14 protein-coding genes are annotated in these 14,286 nt (G+C 69.5%); all 14 read right to left on the reverse strand.

What is annotated here, in order from left to right; genetic code table 11:
* Window positions 1–38: 38 nt before the first annotated feature.
* The 14 genes from AB0N78_RS01655 to ruvX all read right to left on the reverse strand — a co-directional run bounded on the left by AB0N78_RS01655 (window position 39) and on the right by ruvX (window position 14,283).
* Window positions 39–863, reverse strand: a complete 825-nt coding sequence (locus tag AB0N78_RS01655) for a hypothetical protein (RefSeq protein WP_363384982.1) — start codon at window positions 861–863, stop codon at window positions 39–41.
* Complete coding sequence (locus AB0N78_RS01660; RefSeq protein ID WP_363384985.1) at window positions 863–1,564, reverse strand: hypothetical protein; 702 nt, start codon at window positions 1,562–1,564, stop codon at window positions 863–865. Before AB0N78_RS01660 ends, AB0N78_RS01655 begins: the two co-directional genes overlap by 1 nt.
* On the reverse strand, window positions 1,561–2,604 hold the full coding sequence (gene pilM, locus AB0N78_RS01665) for a type IV pilus assembly protein PilM (protein ID WP_363384987.1): 1,044 nt from the start codon (window positions 2,602–2,604) through the stop codon (window positions 1,561–1,563). The genes AB0N78_RS01660 and pilM overlap by 4 nt, the downstream gene beginning before the upstream one ends.
* Before the next feature lie 97 nt (window positions 2,605–2,701).
* Window positions 2,702–3,484: a prepilin peptidase gene (locus AB0N78_RS01670; RefSeq protein ID WP_363384990.1), complete on the reverse strand. Its 783-nt coding sequence runs from the start codon at window positions 3,482–3,484 to the stop codon at window positions 2,702–2,704.
* An 18-nt stretch (window positions 3,485–3,502) separates the two neighbouring features.
* Entirely contained in the window at window positions 3,503–5,185 is a 1,683-nt protein-coding gene (locus AB0N78_RS01675; RefSeq protein ID WP_363384993.1) for a hypothetical protein, read from the reverse strand.
* Window positions 5,176–5,802, reverse strand: coding sequence for a hypothetical protein (locus tag AB0N78_RS01680; protein WP_363384996.1), 627 nt, complete (start codon window positions 5,800–5,802; stop codon window positions 5,176–5,178). Before AB0N78_RS01680 ends, AB0N78_RS01675 begins: the two co-directional genes overlap by 10 nt.
* Window positions 5,799–6,323: a type II secretion system protein gene (locus AB0N78_RS01685; protein WP_363384999.1), complete on the reverse strand. Its 525-nt coding sequence runs from the start codon at window positions 6,321–6,323 to the stop codon at window positions 5,799–5,801. The genes AB0N78_RS01680 and AB0N78_RS01685 overlap by 4 nt, the downstream gene beginning before the upstream one ends.
* Window positions 6,324–6,554: 231 nt before the next feature.
* A complete protein-coding gene (locus AB0N78_RS01690) occupies window positions 6,555–6,944 on the reverse strand; it encodes a prepilin-type N-terminal cleavage/methylation domain-containing protein (protein WP_363385002.1) in 390 nt (129 codons plus the stop codon).
* A gap of 166 nt (window positions 6,945–7,110) precedes the next feature.
* A complete protein-coding gene (locus AB0N78_RS01695) occupies window positions 7,111–8,337 on the reverse strand; it encodes a type II secretion system F family protein (RefSeq protein ID WP_363385005.1) in 1,227 nt (408 codons plus the stop codon).
* Complete coding sequence (locus tag AB0N78_RS01700; protein WP_363385008.1) at window positions 8,337–9,761, reverse strand: type IV pilus twitching motility protein PilT; 1,425 nt, start codon at window positions 9,759–9,761, stop codon at window positions 8,337–8,339. Before AB0N78_RS01700 ends, AB0N78_RS01695 begins: the two co-directional genes overlap by 1 nt.
* 94 nt (window positions 9,762–9,855) lie before the next feature.
* A complete protein-coding gene (locus AB0N78_RS01705; RefSeq protein WP_363385011.1) occupies window positions 9,856–11,529 on the reverse strand; it encodes an ATPase, T2SS/T4P/T4SS family in 1,674 nt (557 codons plus the stop codon).
* 88 nt (window positions 11,530–11,617) lie between these two features.
* Window positions 11,618–12,463, reverse strand: coding sequence for a shikimate dehydrogenase (locus tag AB0N78_RS01710; RefSeq protein WP_363385014.1), 846 nt, complete (start codon window positions 12,461–12,463; stop codon window positions 11,618–11,620).
* A gap of 84 nt (window positions 12,464–12,547) precedes the next feature.
* Window positions 12,548–13,711, reverse strand: coding sequence for an endolytic transglycosylase MltG (mltG, locus tag AB0N78_RS01715; protein ID WP_363385016.1), 1,164 nt, complete (start codon window positions 13,709–13,711; stop codon window positions 12,548–12,550).
* A complete protein-coding gene (gene ruvX, locus AB0N78_RS01720) occupies window positions 13,708–14,283 on the reverse strand; it encodes a Holliday junction resolvase RuvX (RefSeq protein ID WP_363385019.1) in 576 nt (191 codons plus the stop codon). The genes mltG and ruvX overlap by 4 nt, the downstream gene beginning before the upstream one ends.
* Window positions 14,284–14,286: the final 3 nt, after the last annotated feature.

A 14,286-nucleotide genomic window follows, 5' to 3' on the forward strand; every position in this document is an offset into this window, starting at 1 on the left:
GAACGTGGACCGGGGCGCAGTGTGAGATGCCAGGCTGATCAGCCCAGCGGGTTCGCGGTGAACGGGTCGGCTCCCGGCACCGCCGGAACCGTGGTGTCGCCGCCCTGGTCCTCCGCCTCCGGCACGCTGCCGTCGACCGGGGTCAGGGTGTACACGAACGCCTGGACCGCCAGCTCGACATCACCGGGCTGCACGGTGTCTGGGAGTTTGCCGCCGGCCGTCTCGATCCGGCTCATCGTGAACGGCCCGGCAAAGAAGTACCGCTGGGTGCCGGTCTGCAACGTCGCGAGGAAGGACTGAATCGCGGCGAAGTTCCCCGCCACGTCGATGGTGACCGGGATGGCGTACAGCCCTTCCACCTCGCTCAGCGCGGCCGTGATCTGCTCGGTGGCGTCCTCCTGGGCGGCCTGCTGCGCGTCCGCCGAACCCGCGCTCGGCGACGGCTCGGCCGTCGGCTCAGCGGAGTCATCCGACTCACCGGACTCGGCGGGTGCCGGTTCCCCGTCTTCCTCGGTGGTGGTGGCCTCGGCCGTCTGGGGTGAGGCGGTGATCAGCGCGACCCCGGTGGCCTCCGCGGTGCTGGAGATCTCCCGCAGCATCGCCGCCAGATCCGCCTGCTGAGGGATCTTCACCTGCCCGGCGGCCAGTGCCGCGCGGTAGGTCTCGATGTCCGCGTAGTCAGCCTTGAGCTGCTCGACCTCCTGGGCCAGCAGATCGTTGGCGGCGGCCAGGTCGGCGGTCTCCTCCCGAAGGGTGGTTCGCTGGTCGAGTTGCGGCTTGACCAGGACGAACCCGCCCAGAGCGAGCACCACCACACACAGTCCGGCGGTGCCGGCGATCCAGGTGCGCATCGACGCGGCCATCAGTCCTCCTCTGTGGTCGTCAGGCGGCCCGACAGCGCCGCCGCCGTGACCTGGACCGTGCCGGTCACCTGGTACAACGGCTGGTCCTCGGCGCGGTCGAAGACGGTCACCCGCGCGTCCGTGAACCCGGGCACGGCGTCCAGTCCGTCGATCAGGTCGGCCGCATTCGGTGCCGCGGCTGCGAGCGCCTCGAAGGTCAGCTGGTACAGGCCCGGGGTCACCAACGGGTCGCTCGGCATCACCGCGCCGTCATCCAGGCCGATGGGTGCCATCGCCAGGGAGTTCACCTGCATCCCGGCCGGCAGCACCGCCGCTACGGCACCCACGTACTGCGCCCACTCGACCTCCGCGCCGGAGCCCACCAGGATGGCGCGCTGTTGCCGTTCCACCTCGGCGATCACCGGGGTGACCTCGGCGTACTGGCCCTTGCTGACGAGCAGCTCGGCGGTGCGCTGCTCCTGTGCGGCCCGGTCGTCCTCGGCCTGCCCGACCAGCAGGGTGCCGCCCAGGTAGGCCAGCACCACCAGCACCAGGCAGACCAGCACGGCGAGGCCGAACCAGCCGCGGGCGTCCCGCAGCCGACGGACTGCCCGGATGCTCTCGGGCAAGAGGTTGATCTGCGGCAGGCCGGTGCCGACCACACTGGGTCCCGCCGCGCCGGTGCGCTGCCGCGCGGACGCCCGCTCCATCGTCTGACTCATGCCGCCACCCCGTGTGCCAGGCCGGTCGGCAGTGCCACCAGCGACTCCAGACCCTGCATCCGCCCACTGGGCACACCCTTGCCGATCGTGATCCCGGCCAGGGCATCACCGAGCACTGCCGGAAGCCGACTGGCGCTGGAGATGTACTGCCCGAAGCCCGGCAGATGCGCCCCGCCACCGGAGAGCACCACCACCTCGATGCCCCGCCCGGGATGGTTGGCCTGGTAGTACACGAAGGTGTTGCGCACCGCCTCGACCAGCCCGCGGGTGACCTCGGTGACGGCGGACTGCACCGGCCCGTGCCCCTCCAGACCGAGTTCGCGTTTGGCCTGCTCCGCCTCCGGTTGGCTCACCGCGAGAGTGCGGGCGATCGCATCGGTGATTTGTTGCCCGCCCATCGGCAGCACCCGGACCAGGCGGGGTGTGGTCCCCTGAGCCACCACCACCGTGGTGACTCGGGCACCGACCTCGACATAGGCCGCGATCCGACCGGTGTTGCCCGCCCGATGCAGGGCGCGCACCAGCGCGAAGCCATTCAGGTCGACCATCGTCGGTCGCAGCCCGGCCGCCTCCACCGCCAACAGATTCGCGGTGACGGTGTCCCGGGGCGCGGCGATCAGCAGGCCACGGACCATGCGCCCGCTGGGACCGTCCACCTCATCGGTGGGCAGGTAGTCCAGCAGGGTGTCGTCGACGGACACCGGCAGCATCTCCTGCACCTGGAACGGCAGCGACGCCTTGAGCTGGGTCAGCGGCGCCCAGGGCAACTCCAGCTCCCGGACCACCACCCGCTGGTTGCCGACGCCGACCACCACGTCCTTGGTGCTGAACTTCTGCTGCTGCCACAGCTGACGCAGCGCCGTGCCGACGGTCTGCTGCTCGACCACCTCACCGTCGCGCACCGCTCCGGTCGGCAGCGGCACCTCGCCGTAGCGCACCAGGGTGGCGGACTGCCCGGAGCGGGACCCGCCGAACTCCAGTTCCGCTGCGCGGACCGCGGTGGTGCCGATGTCCAGACCGATCACATGTGCCGAACCCACTCCAGGTCCTTCCGACGACGACGGGCGATGGTCACTCCCCCGAGCTGATCGGCCACGACGGAGTGGTTCTTGAGGGACTGCACGGGGGGAAGTGCGGTCAGAGACCGACCAGCTCCAGATAGCCCGCCGCCACGGTCGGGCCGACCACCAGTCCGATCCAGCAGCCCGCGAGCATCCACGGGCCGAAGGGCAGTTGCGTGCTGCGTCCCGCCCGCCGGGTCAGCAGCAGGACGACGCCGACGATCCCGCCGAGCAGGAATCCCGCGAACCAGCCGACCACCAGCGCCGACCAGCCGATCCAGCCCAGGTACAGCCCGAGCAGCACCGCCAACTTCACGTCACCCAGCCCCATCCCCGCCGGGTAGACCAGCAGGATCAGCAGGTAGCTGGCCCCCATCACCACGGCGGCGATCAGCGCCCGCCCCAGTGCCCCCCAGTCGGAGCTCTGGCCCGAATCCCAGGACGCCACCGTCAACAGCAGCACGCCGACCACCCAGGAGGGCAGCACGATCACATCCGGCAGACGACGCACGTCCAGGTCGATCAGGGTCAGCGCCACCGACACGGCGACCAGGTACCAGAACGCCGGCAGCGCCCACGACCAGCCGAGCCACCAACCGACCAGCGCGAAGGCCACCGCGGTACCCGCCTCCACCGCCGGATAGCGCGCGCCGATCGGTGCGCTGCAATCCCGGCAGCGACCGCGCAGCAGCAACCAGGAGAGCACAGGAACGTTGTCCCGGGCGCGGACCCGGTGGCCGCAGCGTGGGCAGGCGCTCGGCGGGTGAGCCACGGACTCCCCGCGCGGGACCCGCCACACCACCACATTGAGGAAGGAGCCGATCACCAGCCCGAGGACCGCCCCCAGCAGCATCACCATGTCAGCGCACCCCGCCGCTCATGAGCTCGGGTACAGGTTGTACCGCGCGGTCTGGTCCCAGGTGTAGGTGCCGGTGTCCGGACCCTCCATGCCCGGCGGTGTCACGTCGGTGTAGACGATGGTGGTGCGCACCGAGGCGCGGGTCTCGCAGCCGTAGACCGACCCGTGAATCGTGGTGTCGTTGGTCAGCGACACCGTGCCGTTGGTGTAGAGCATCGTGTCCACATTCGAGTCGAAGACCACCGTGCCGGTGAAAGCGATGGTGCCCTTGGCGCTGGACGGCACCGCGGCCGAGCAGGTGGCCGTGCCCGAGCTCAGCGGCACGATGATCCGCAGTTTGGCATCCGCACCGGTCTTCACCGAGGACACCCTGACCCCGTTGGTGGTGTTCAGCGACTTGGCGACGATGGTCAGGTCGTCGCGCAGCGTGATGGTCAGGGGGGCCGACGCGCTCTCGCCCTGCAGGGTCACGTCGCAGCCGCGAGCGTCCAGCACCGTCGCGGCGGCGGGGCCGACCAGGTTGCCGTTCAGCGACCAGTTGGCCCGGGCCGCGGTGCAGGTGGTGCCGGCCCGGGGATCGGTCCAGGTCGGGGCGTTGTTCGCGATGGCGTTCTCCTGCAACCACAGCTTGAAGTCCTGCACCCGGGTGCCGGTGGGGGTCAGGTCCGCCCAGGTGATCGCGGGCATGGTCTGCACCTCCGGCACCGAGGGGGCGGCCGACGGTGAACCGCCGGTCGACGTGCTGCCGAAGACCGTGGCCACCGAGCCGCCGTCACCGGTGCTGATCGTGGTGGCCGCCCGGCCATAGCCCGCGACGATGGGCGCAGTGTTGGCGACCTTGATCGAGCTCCCGGAGGAGATCAGGTTCCCGCCCACCCGCGGCGTGGTGGTGGTGATGTCGATCTTCCCGGCGGCGGTCATCGACCCGGTGATCTTGCAGGCGTTGGTCAGCGTCGACGTCCCGGTGCCCGCCGCGGTCACATCACCGGTGACCACCGGCCCCGCGGAGCAGGTGAAGGTGCCGCCCGCGCGCACGTCCTTGGTCAGGCAGCTGTTGGTCAGCGACACAGCGCCGACCGCGCTCACCGGCCCGACCACCGTGCCTGCCACGGAACACTTGAAGGCACCGTTGGTGTGCACCCCACCGCCGTCGACCTTGAAGTCGTTGGTGATGGTCAGGTCCCCGTTGGAGAACACCCCGTAGTTGAACAGCGCATTCGACTCCTCGGAGTCCTGCACACTCAATCGCTGCTTCACCGTGCGCTCGACCGACCGCATCCCGTCGCCGGTCGGCACCTGAACAGCGGCCACCGCGGTCACCTCCGCCTCGACGATCTGCCGGGAGGACGGCACCGGGCAGGCCAGCGACGCCGATCCCTGCGCGCGGTACCGCAGGGTCACCGTCGCGGTGGCGGACCCTGAGCTGGTCACCTCCTGGTAGCTCAGCGCACAGGGGAAGGACCCCTCCGCGCCGTAGCGGTAGCTCGACATCTGCGAGAGCGTCGAGTCGATCGCATCCTCCGCAGTGGCCTGGGCCTGCACCGTCCCGCGTGAGGTGGCACTCGTCCCGGTGGCGAAGGTGACCGTGGCGACCAGCGTCGTGGTGACGATCGCCACCACCGCGGAGATGGCGATCACGGTGATCAGCGCCGACCCCCGGTCATCGCGCAGACCCGCGCCCAGCCGACGACTCAGAAACATGACGTGCTCCCGGTGCTCGTCCCCTGCGCTCGCGGGATCGCCGCAGAGGTGATGGTCAGGCTGGAACCGTCCTCGCCATCGAGGACCTCGAATCGGATGTGCGCTCCGGTCGCCCCCTCCGCGGTAAACACGGGGGCGGGCGATGCGGTGACCGTGGACCGGCGCACGTCCTCCAACGCGACAGCCCAACGGGAGAAGTCGGAGCCGGTGGTCAATCCCCGGGTCGGTGCCGTACTGCCCGGCGCGCCCCGAACAGTGAGGATGCGCCCGGTGGCCGGGTCCAGGTACCAGCCGCGGCAGGTGAAGGACGAGTCCGCGTCGGAGTCGGCGATCCGGGTCTTCACCACCAGCAGATTCCCGTCGAAGCTGGACGGCGTGCGGACGCTCACCGCATTGCGCAGCGCGTTCTCCATGTCGGTCAGCACCACCTGAGCGGCCGAGGACGCGGTGGCCTGGGCGCGCACATCGCGCTGGGTGACCAGCGTGGTCACCAGCAGAGTGCCGACGATGGCCAGCACGATCCCGGACAGCACCATGTAGACCAGCAGCTCCGCCAGGGACAGCCCCGCGTCCGCCGGACGGTCACTCGGGTGCAACGCGTGACGCAGGCGGTTCACTTGCCCACCCAGATCTGGGTCTCCACCGTGGCGCGCACCGGGCGGCTGGTGTTGGTCTGCGCCTCCACGGTGACCGCGTAGGTGACCAGCCCGTCGGCATCCGGGCAGTTGATCGACCCCGGCGCGGTCTCGGTGACTGCGTAGGTGATGCCCCGCGAATCGTGCACCGCCGCCTGGGCCGCGCCGGAGGAGGCGGTCAGGTGGGCGACCAGCTGGCCGCAGTCGGTGGCAGCGGACCGGGCGCGTTCGACCTGCTGGTTGGCGATCTGACTCGCGGTGGCCAACTGCGCGGCACGGGCGGTCTGGGTGATCGAGTTCAGCAGCAGCGGGGTCACTGAGGCCATCAGGACGCCGAAGACCGCCATCGCGACCAGGATCTCGACGATGCCGATGCCGGCGTCGCTACCGAGGCGGGCCTGGGGGCCGGGGCTGGCGTCGGGGGCGTTGCTGTCCGGGCCGTCAATGACAGGGTGCGCGCCGGGTCGGGCCGGGTGGCGGTGGAGCCGGGAGGGGCGGCGCATGGCGACGGGGGTCTCCTCGGGCGGGTGGGGCCGCGACGCGGGGGACGTCGCGGGTGGAGCTGGGGTGCGGGTGCTGTACCGGTGAGTGCTGCGGTGCGGCTGTCGCACGGGTCGGAGCTACGGAGCGGGTGCGGAGGGATCACGCCGAGTCTGCGCCGCGTCCGCGACGGCGGACAGCCGGTGGCCCCGCCCTGGGGACCACCGGCCGACCGTCGTGTCGTGATCAGGCGATCACGGGGTGCACCCGTCTTCCTCGATGCCGCCGTTGGCGTTCACGTGGAAGGTGTGGCCCGCAGCGGAGGTCGCCGCGATGCAGAAGTCACCACCGGTCACCGGGACCGGGTCAGTGGTGTCCTTGACGCCATCCGTCCACTCGAAGCCCTGGTCCGCCAGGGTGACCGAGGTCGCGTTCGGGTCGTCCACCAGCGCCGACGCCACTGCGATCTTCGCGTTGCCCAGGTCCGACTTGGCCGCGGAGTCCTTGGCCTTGTCCTGCTGGTTCAGGTACACCGGCACCGCGATGGCCGCCAGAATGCCGATGATGATGATGACGACGAGGAGCTCGACGAGGGTGAATCCCTTGTCGTTGTCGTCCATGGCCTTGCGGATGCGAGCGATCACGCTGTTCTCCCGGAAAGTGTTGAATGTGCGATACCAGATGTCAGAACGGGCGGATCACTCCGGTCCGTCATTGCCGTGCATCCAGGACATCGGCCACCGCTCGGGGGATCTGAATGCCTCGTTCGGGTGATGGGGGCAGATTCACCCGATCAGCCGAACGGGTGACTCACTCCACCAGGTCGTAGACGTTGAAGATCGGCAGGTACAGCGCGATGATCATCCCGCCGACGATCACTCCGAGGAACGCGATCATCAGAGGCTCGATCAGGCTGGTCAGCTGCTCGGTGGTCGCCTCGACCTCCTGGTCGTAGAACTCCCCGACCTTCTCCAGCATGGTCTCCATCGCACCGGAGTCCTCACCGACGGCGAGCATCTGGACCACCATCGTCGGGAACACCGGGTGCTGGGCGAGCGGCGCGGACAGCGACTCACCTCGGCGGACAGCCTCCTGCACATCGGCGATGGCGCGTTCGATCACCCAGTTCCCACTGGTCTGCCCGACGATGTCCAACGCCTGGAGCAGCGGCACTCCGGCGCCGATCATCGTGCCGAAGTTCCGCGCGAACCGGGCGACCGCGATCTTGCGGGTCAGGTTGCCGAACACCGGCACCCGGAGCTTGAGCGGGTCGACCTTCTGGCGAATCTCCGAATCATTCTTGTGCTTGCCCCACCAGACGAAGAACACGATCAGACCAATCACGATCGGACCGATCGCCCATTTCAGCACATTCGAGATGTACACCAACATGAGGGTCGGAAACGGCAGCGTCCCACCCAGCTGGGCATACATATCCCGGAACACCGGCACGATGAAGATCAGCATGGCCGCCACGGCGATGATCGCCATGATGAACACCATCACCGGATAGGTCATCGCGGACTTGATCTTGGCGCGAAGCTTGACCTCGGCCTCGTAATTCTCCGCCACCGACAGCAGAGCCTTCTCCAGGAATCCGCCGACCTCACCCGCCCGGATGATGTTGATCATCAGCGGCGGGAAGGCCTCCCGGTGCTTGATCATCGCGGCGGACAGCGACTGCCCGGTCTCGACATCGGAGCGAACCTGGCCCAGCACCTTGGCCAGCGGCTTGGACTCGGTCTGGTCGGCCAGGATGCTGAGTGTGCGGATCAGGGACAGCCCGGCCGAGACCATGGTCGCCATCTGCCGCGCCATCACCGCGAGGTCCTTGAGCCTGATCTTCTCCCCGAAGCCGGGAATGTGGATCTCGCGCTGGAGACCGGTGGTCTGCACCTCGGTGATCGAGGTCGGTGCCAGACCCATCGTCTTGAGGCGGTTGGCCACCGCAGCCTGACTGGCCGCCTCGATCCGCCCCTTGACGACCTTGCCGGCCCGATCACGGACCGCGTACTCGAAGACCTTCGCCTCCGCCATCAGATGCCACTCCCAGTCTGTCCGTAACCGCTGTACATCGCGTCCTGGGCGGGCATGCCGCCCTGGGCCACCGGCCCCGCCGCGACCCCGAACCGGCCGCTGAGCCGGTTGAAGTCCTCGGCGTGGTGGCTCTTCTCCAGCCCGGTCTCATAGGAGATCCGACCGGACTTGACCAGCTCGGCCAGCTGCTGGTCCATCGTGTGCATGCCCTGCTGCGCACCGGCCTGCATCGCCGAGTAGATCTGGTGGGTCTTGCCCTCGCGGATCAGGTTCCGGATCGCGGGGGTGGCCACCATGACCTCGGTGGCGACCTGACGCCCAGGGCCGTCCGCACGCTTGGCCAACGTCTGACAGACCACGCCCTGGATCGCCCCGGCCAGCTGGGTGCGGACCTGCGCCTGCTGGTGGGCCGGGAAGACATCGATGATCCGGTCGATGGTCTGGGCCGCATCCTGAGTGTGCAGCGTGGCGAACACCAGGTGCCCGGTCTCGGCGGCGGTCAACGCCACGGAGATGGTCTCCAGGTCGCGCATCTCCCCCACCAGGATGATGTCCGGGTCCTGGCGCAGCACATGCTTGAGCGCCGCCGCGAAGGAGTGGGTGTCCTCCCCCACCTCGCGCTGGTTGATCAGCGCCTTCTTGTGCCGGTGCAGGAACTCGATCGGGTCCTCGACGGTCATGATGTGCTCGGCCCGGGTCCGGTTCGCCAGGTCGATGATCGACGCCAGCGTGGTCGACTTGCCCGACCCGGTGGGACCGGTGACCAGCACCATCCCGCGCGGCAGCCCGGCAAAGTTCGCCACCACCGGCGGTAGCCCCAGCTCCTCCAGCGGCTTGATCTCGTACGGGATCACCCGGAAGGCCGCGCCGATGGACTCGCGCTGCTGGTACAGGTTGACCCGGAACCGGGCGTGCCCGCGCACCGAGTAGGACAGGTCCAACTCCAACTCCTGCTCGAACTTCTCCCGGTGCTTCTGGGTCAACACGGAGAACAGCGACCGGCGCAGCGATTCCGCCTCCAGCGGTGCGTCGAACCCGGGCAGCGGGCGCAGCTCGCCGGACAGTCGGATCGTTGGGGGCGCGCCGACCGTCAGGTGCAGATCCGAGGCACCGGCCTGGACCATCGCGATCAAGATCTCGTCCAACACCACATCCTGCTCACGGCGTTGGTGTCCCATGCCCACCCGGCCCTGCGACCGCATCGCCGCCCGGGAACCCACCGGTGCCGCCGACCGCGCGCCGACACCGTCCACCGGGGCGGCCGGGCCGGGCTGAACCGGCATCCGGGCCTCACCCGGTCTCGTGCGACCCGCGGTGAGCCCCTCCGTCGTCCGGCCCGGCTGCTCCGACGCTTCGGCAGCTCCGCCCGGCACCCCCTCGGCCAGCGGCGACCAACGCAGGTCGCCGGAGTACCCCTCGGTCACCACAGTCCTCCGAACCGGCCACGGACGCGGCCACTGGTGAACCCATCGGACGTCGCAGGCCCCACCTGAAGCCCTCCGACCCAGCTGTCACCCGTCAGGCCACGACCCGCAGGATCTCCTCCACCGAGGTCTGCCCCAGCACGACCTTCTGCCAGCCGTCGTCGCGGAGCGTGATCATCCCTTGCTTGTGGGCCAGGGCGGCGATCTCCGCGGCGGAGGCCCGGGCCACCGCCAGGCGCTCGACCTCTTCAGTCACCCGCATCACCTCATGCAGGGCGAGTCGACCGCGGTAGCCGGTGCGCGAGCACGCGACGCAGCCCACCGGGCGGAACAACTCCGGGCGGTCCTCCCCCGGCATCCGCGGGAACCGCGCCCCGACCAGCTCCTCCTCCGAGGGGGTGTACGGCTCGCAGCACTTGTCGCAGAGCTTGCGGGCCAGCCGCTGGGCGACCACCGCGTCCAGCGCCGATCCGACCAGGAACGGTTCGATGCCCATCTCGGTCAGCCGGGTCACCGCCGAGGGCGCGTCATTGGTATGCAGGGTCGACAGCACCAGGTGACCGGTCAGCGCCGCCTCGATGGCGATCTGGGCCGTCTCGTGGTCACGGATCTCACCGAGCAGCACCACATCGGGGTCCGAGCGCAGGATTGACCGCAGCGCCCCGGCAAAGGTCAGCCCCGCCTTGGGGTTCACCTGCACCTGGTTGATCCCGGGCAGCCGGTACTCCACCGGGTCCTCCACCGTGATCACGTTGATCTCCGGCTTCGACACCGCGTTCAACGTCGCGTAGAGCGTCGTCGACTTGCCGGAACCGGTCGGACCGGTGACCAGGATCATTCCGTAGGGCTTGGTGTACGCCTCGGAGTAGACCTCGAAGTTCTGGTCCAGGAAGGCGAGGTCTCGCAGGTCCAGCGAGGCGGTGGAGTTGTCCAGGATGCGCATCACGATCTTCTCGCCCCACACCGTCGGCAGGGTCGCCACCCGCAGGTCGATCTTGCGACCGTTGTGGGTGACCGACATCCGCCCGTCCTGGGGCTTGCGCCGCTCGGCGATGTCGATGTCGGACATGATCTTCACCCGGGAGATCACCCCACCCTGGATCTGCTTGGGCGAGCGTTGCATCTCATGCAGCACACCGTCGATCCGGTACCGCACCCGCAGGTCGTGTTCGGTGGGCTCGATGTGGATGTCCGAGGCCCGGTCGGAGATCGCCTGGGTGACCAGCAGGTTCACGTAGCGGACGATCGGGGCGTCGTCGTCGACCACGTCGCCAATGCGGGACAGGTCCGCTTCCGCCGGTGCCTGCTCCTCCTCGAAGGCGCTGGACAGGTCCTCCATCTCACCGTCGGCCCGGCAGTACCGATCGATCGCGCGGGTGACGTTCTCGAAGGTGGCGACCACCGGCAGCACACTCATCCCGGAGACGGTGCGCACATCATCCACGGCCACGACATTGCCCGGGTCCGCGGTGGCCAGCACCAGCGCACCGTCCTGGAACCCGACCGGCAGCACCGTGTACCGCCGACACAACGCAGCAGGCACCGCCGTCACGGCGGACCGGTCCACCGGGTACTCGTCCAGATCGACAAAGGCCATCCCGACCTGCCGGGCCAGCGCCGCGACCAGTTGTCCCTCGGTGAGGATGCCGACCTCGACCAGGGTGCGACCCAACGACTGCCCTCGCGCCATCTGTTCATCCAGCGCCGCCATCAGCTGCGCCTCGGTGACCAGGCCCTCGTCCAGCAGGATCTCGCCGAGCTGCTTCAACCGACCGTTCCCTCCCGGGCGGGCTGCTTACCCGTCCCCAGGGACCATCGGCAGGCGGGGCGTCAGGGATGAGCGCTCCGTGGCGGACTCACCCCAGGGCGTCACCCAGCGCCGCGTCCATCGCCGTCAGCGGGCCTGGCTGTCCGGTCATCAATCGCACCTGCTCGACCGCCTGGTGCAGCAGCATCCGCTCGCCGTCGACCGTCGACCCACCCGCGCCCGCCCAGGCCGCACCCACCGCGCTGCGTCGTGGGTCGTAGGCCGCATCGAGCAACACCCCGGCGACCTGACGTCCAGCCACCTCCGGGACCAGGAAGTCCGCCCCGCCCGGCGGCAGTGTCGACACGACCAGATCGACATCGAGGATTCCCGTCGCAGCCTCGGCGAGCGGCCGAAACACGGGATGCACACCCATCCGATGCGCGGCCAACGCCAGCGCTCCGGTGCGTCCGAGCGACCGGACGTAGACCACCGGCTCCGCACATCCGAGCTCCGCCAACGCCGCCAGCGCCGCGGACGCGGTAGCGCCGGCCCCGAGCACGGCCGCCGTGGAGGCAGTGCCACCAGAACCACCCTCCCGCAGTGCGGCGACGATCCCGTGCACGTCGGTGTTCGCCCCGACCAGCGTCGGACGACGCCCACCACCCTGCACCAGCACGGTGTTCACCGCCCCGACCACGCTCGCCAACGGCTCCACGTGATCGACCAGCCCCATCACGGCCTGCTTCAACGGCATCGTGACGCTCAGCCCGGCCCACGAGTCGTCCAACCCAGCGATGAACGCGGGCAACTGCTCCTCGGTCAGATCGATGGCCGTGTACTGCCAGCTCTCCAGCCCGAGGGCCGCATAGGCCGCCCGGTGCAGCCGTGGGGACAACGAGTGCCCGATCGGGTGCCCGAGCACCGCTGCCCGCCTTGCCGTCTGCTCGCTCACCCGCGGAAGCCTAGTCGGCCAGGAATCACACGAACGCCGCCCGCCCAGCTGGGCAAGCGGCGTTCGGGTGAGGTCGGCGACGACTCAGGAGTTGGCGGCCTGCCAGGCGCGCAGCTCGGCGACATTCGCCTGGTGCTCGTCATAGGTCCGCGCGAACTTGGTCTCGCCGGTGTCCAGGTTGACGGTGACCCAGAACAGCCAGTCCCCCTCCGCTGGGGCCAGCACCGCATCCACGGAGGCGGCACCCGGCGACGCGATCGGCGTCGGCGGCAGCCCGGCAACCTTGTAGGTGTTGTACGGGTTGTATGGCGGCTGGGCACCGCTAGTGTCGGCGTTGGTCAGCTCGGTGCCGGAGATGCCTAGCCCGTAGGCCACCACGGCGTCCACCTGCAGCAGCTGCCCGTCCGCGAGCCGGTTCTCAATGGCCCGGGCGATCTTCGGCCGGTCCTCGTCCCGCTTGCCCTCGCGCTCGACGATGGAGGCCTTAATCAGCACGGTCTCCATCTGGTCGGTGGCCACGCCCTTGGCGGTCAATTCCTGGACCGTCTTGGCGACCATCGCGCTGAGCACATCGGTCGCCGACGATCCGGGCTCGAACTCGTAGGTGGCCGGGTACAGCCAACCCTCGATGTTCTCCACCGCCACCGGGACACCCAGCGCGGCGGGGTCCTGTGCGGCGGCCTCAAGGTCCTCCACCGGGATGGTGGTGATCTCGTAGATGCGGTCGTAGATCTGGGCGGCGGTGTAGCCCTCGGGGATCGTGACCCGCGACGACACCCGGTTGGCCTGGTCGAGCAGCGCGTTGACGGCATCAGCCGCGGTCATCTGCTGCTTGAGCGCGTACGTGCCCGGCTGGATCGAGGTGGCCTGGGAGTTCGCGGAGTAGGCGTCGGTGAAGGCACCAACGGTGGCGACCACGCCGACGTCGACCAGCTTGGCACCGATGGCCTGACCGGAATCCCCAGCGGAGACCGTCACCTGAGCCTCACCGGCACCGGGCCCGGGGTAGTCCCGGACCGTGGCCTGCGTGCCGTCCCCACCGAACAGGTCGCCGAAGACGCTCCAGACCACGAATCCGGTCCCGCCGAGGAGCGCGAGCACCAACACCAGCACCACGCCACTGCGACGCCGACGGTTCTTGCGGCGCTTGGTCTGCGCCACCCGGTCATCGCGGCGGGAGCGACGGCTCGGCAGCGGGGCCTCGTCGTGCTCCTCCTGGTGCGGAGCATCGAGGAAGAGGTCGCTCACTCGGTGGTCCTTTCGGTCGGTCGTGCTGGTCCGGCATCCTGGCGGTCCCCCTCGCCCGGACCGGTGGGCGACTGCGGAACCGGCACCGGTTCCCCCGGTCGCCGACCCCGCGCTCGCTCCCCGTCCAGGGCGCTCTGCAGGATCACCACCGCCGCAGCCTGATCGACCACAGAACGATGGCGCCGCCCGGCTCGGCCGGACGCATGCAGCGCGTGATGGGCGGACACCGTGCTCATCCGCTCATCGACCAACCGCACCGGAACCGGTGCGATGGCCTGCGCCAGCGCAATAGAGTACGCGCGCGCAGCCTCGGATGCCGAGCCCTCGGCACCAGAAAGATGACGTGGCAGGCCCACATAGACGATCGCAGCCGCTCGTTCCCGCACCTCAGCGACGATCTGTGAGAGATCGGTGGGGATCTCGACGTCGGCGCGTCGGTCGCGGGCCAGGGTCGCTACCGGCGTGGCGATCAGGCCATCCGGGTCGGAACTCGCGAGCCCGACCCGGACCGACCCGACGTCGACCGCCAGGCGTACCCCGCGCTCGACCGGCGCGTCATCGACAGTCGACACAGC

Source organism: Cellulomonas sp. NPDC089187, from assembly GCF_040685135.1.
In the GTDB taxonomy this organism is placed as follows: Bacteria; Actinomycetota; Actinomycetes; order Actinomycetales; family Cellulomonadaceae; genus Cellulomonas.

Excerpts from the sequence above, each read along its gene's own strand:
- AB0N78_RS01685 (WP_363384999.1), bottom strand. The coding sequence starts at position 6,323 with ATGCGCCGCCCCTCCCGGCTCCACCGCCACCCGGCCCGACCCGGCGCG.
- AB0N78_RS01675 (WP_363384993.1), bottom strand. The coding sequence starts at position 5,185 with ATGTTTCTGAGTCGTCGGCTGGGCGCGGGTCTGCGCGATGACCGGGGG.
- AB0N78_RS01660 (WP_363384985.1), bottom strand. The coding sequence starts at position 1,564 with ATGAGTCAGACGATGGAGCGGGCGTCCGCGCGGCAGCGCACCGGCGCG.
- AB0N78_RS01670 (WP_363384990.1), bottom strand. The coding sequence starts at position 3,484 with ATGGTGATGCTGCTGGGGGCGGTCCTCGGGCTGGTGATCGGCTCCTTC.
- AB0N78_RS01695 (WP_363385005.1), bottom strand. The coding sequence starts at position 8,337 with ATGGCGGAGGCGAAGGTCTTCGAGTACGCGGTCCGTGATCGGGCCGGC.
- AB0N78_RS01655 (WP_363384982.1), bottom strand. The coding sequence starts at position 863 with ATGGCCGCGTCGATGCGCACCTGGATCGCCGGCACCGCCGGACTGTGT.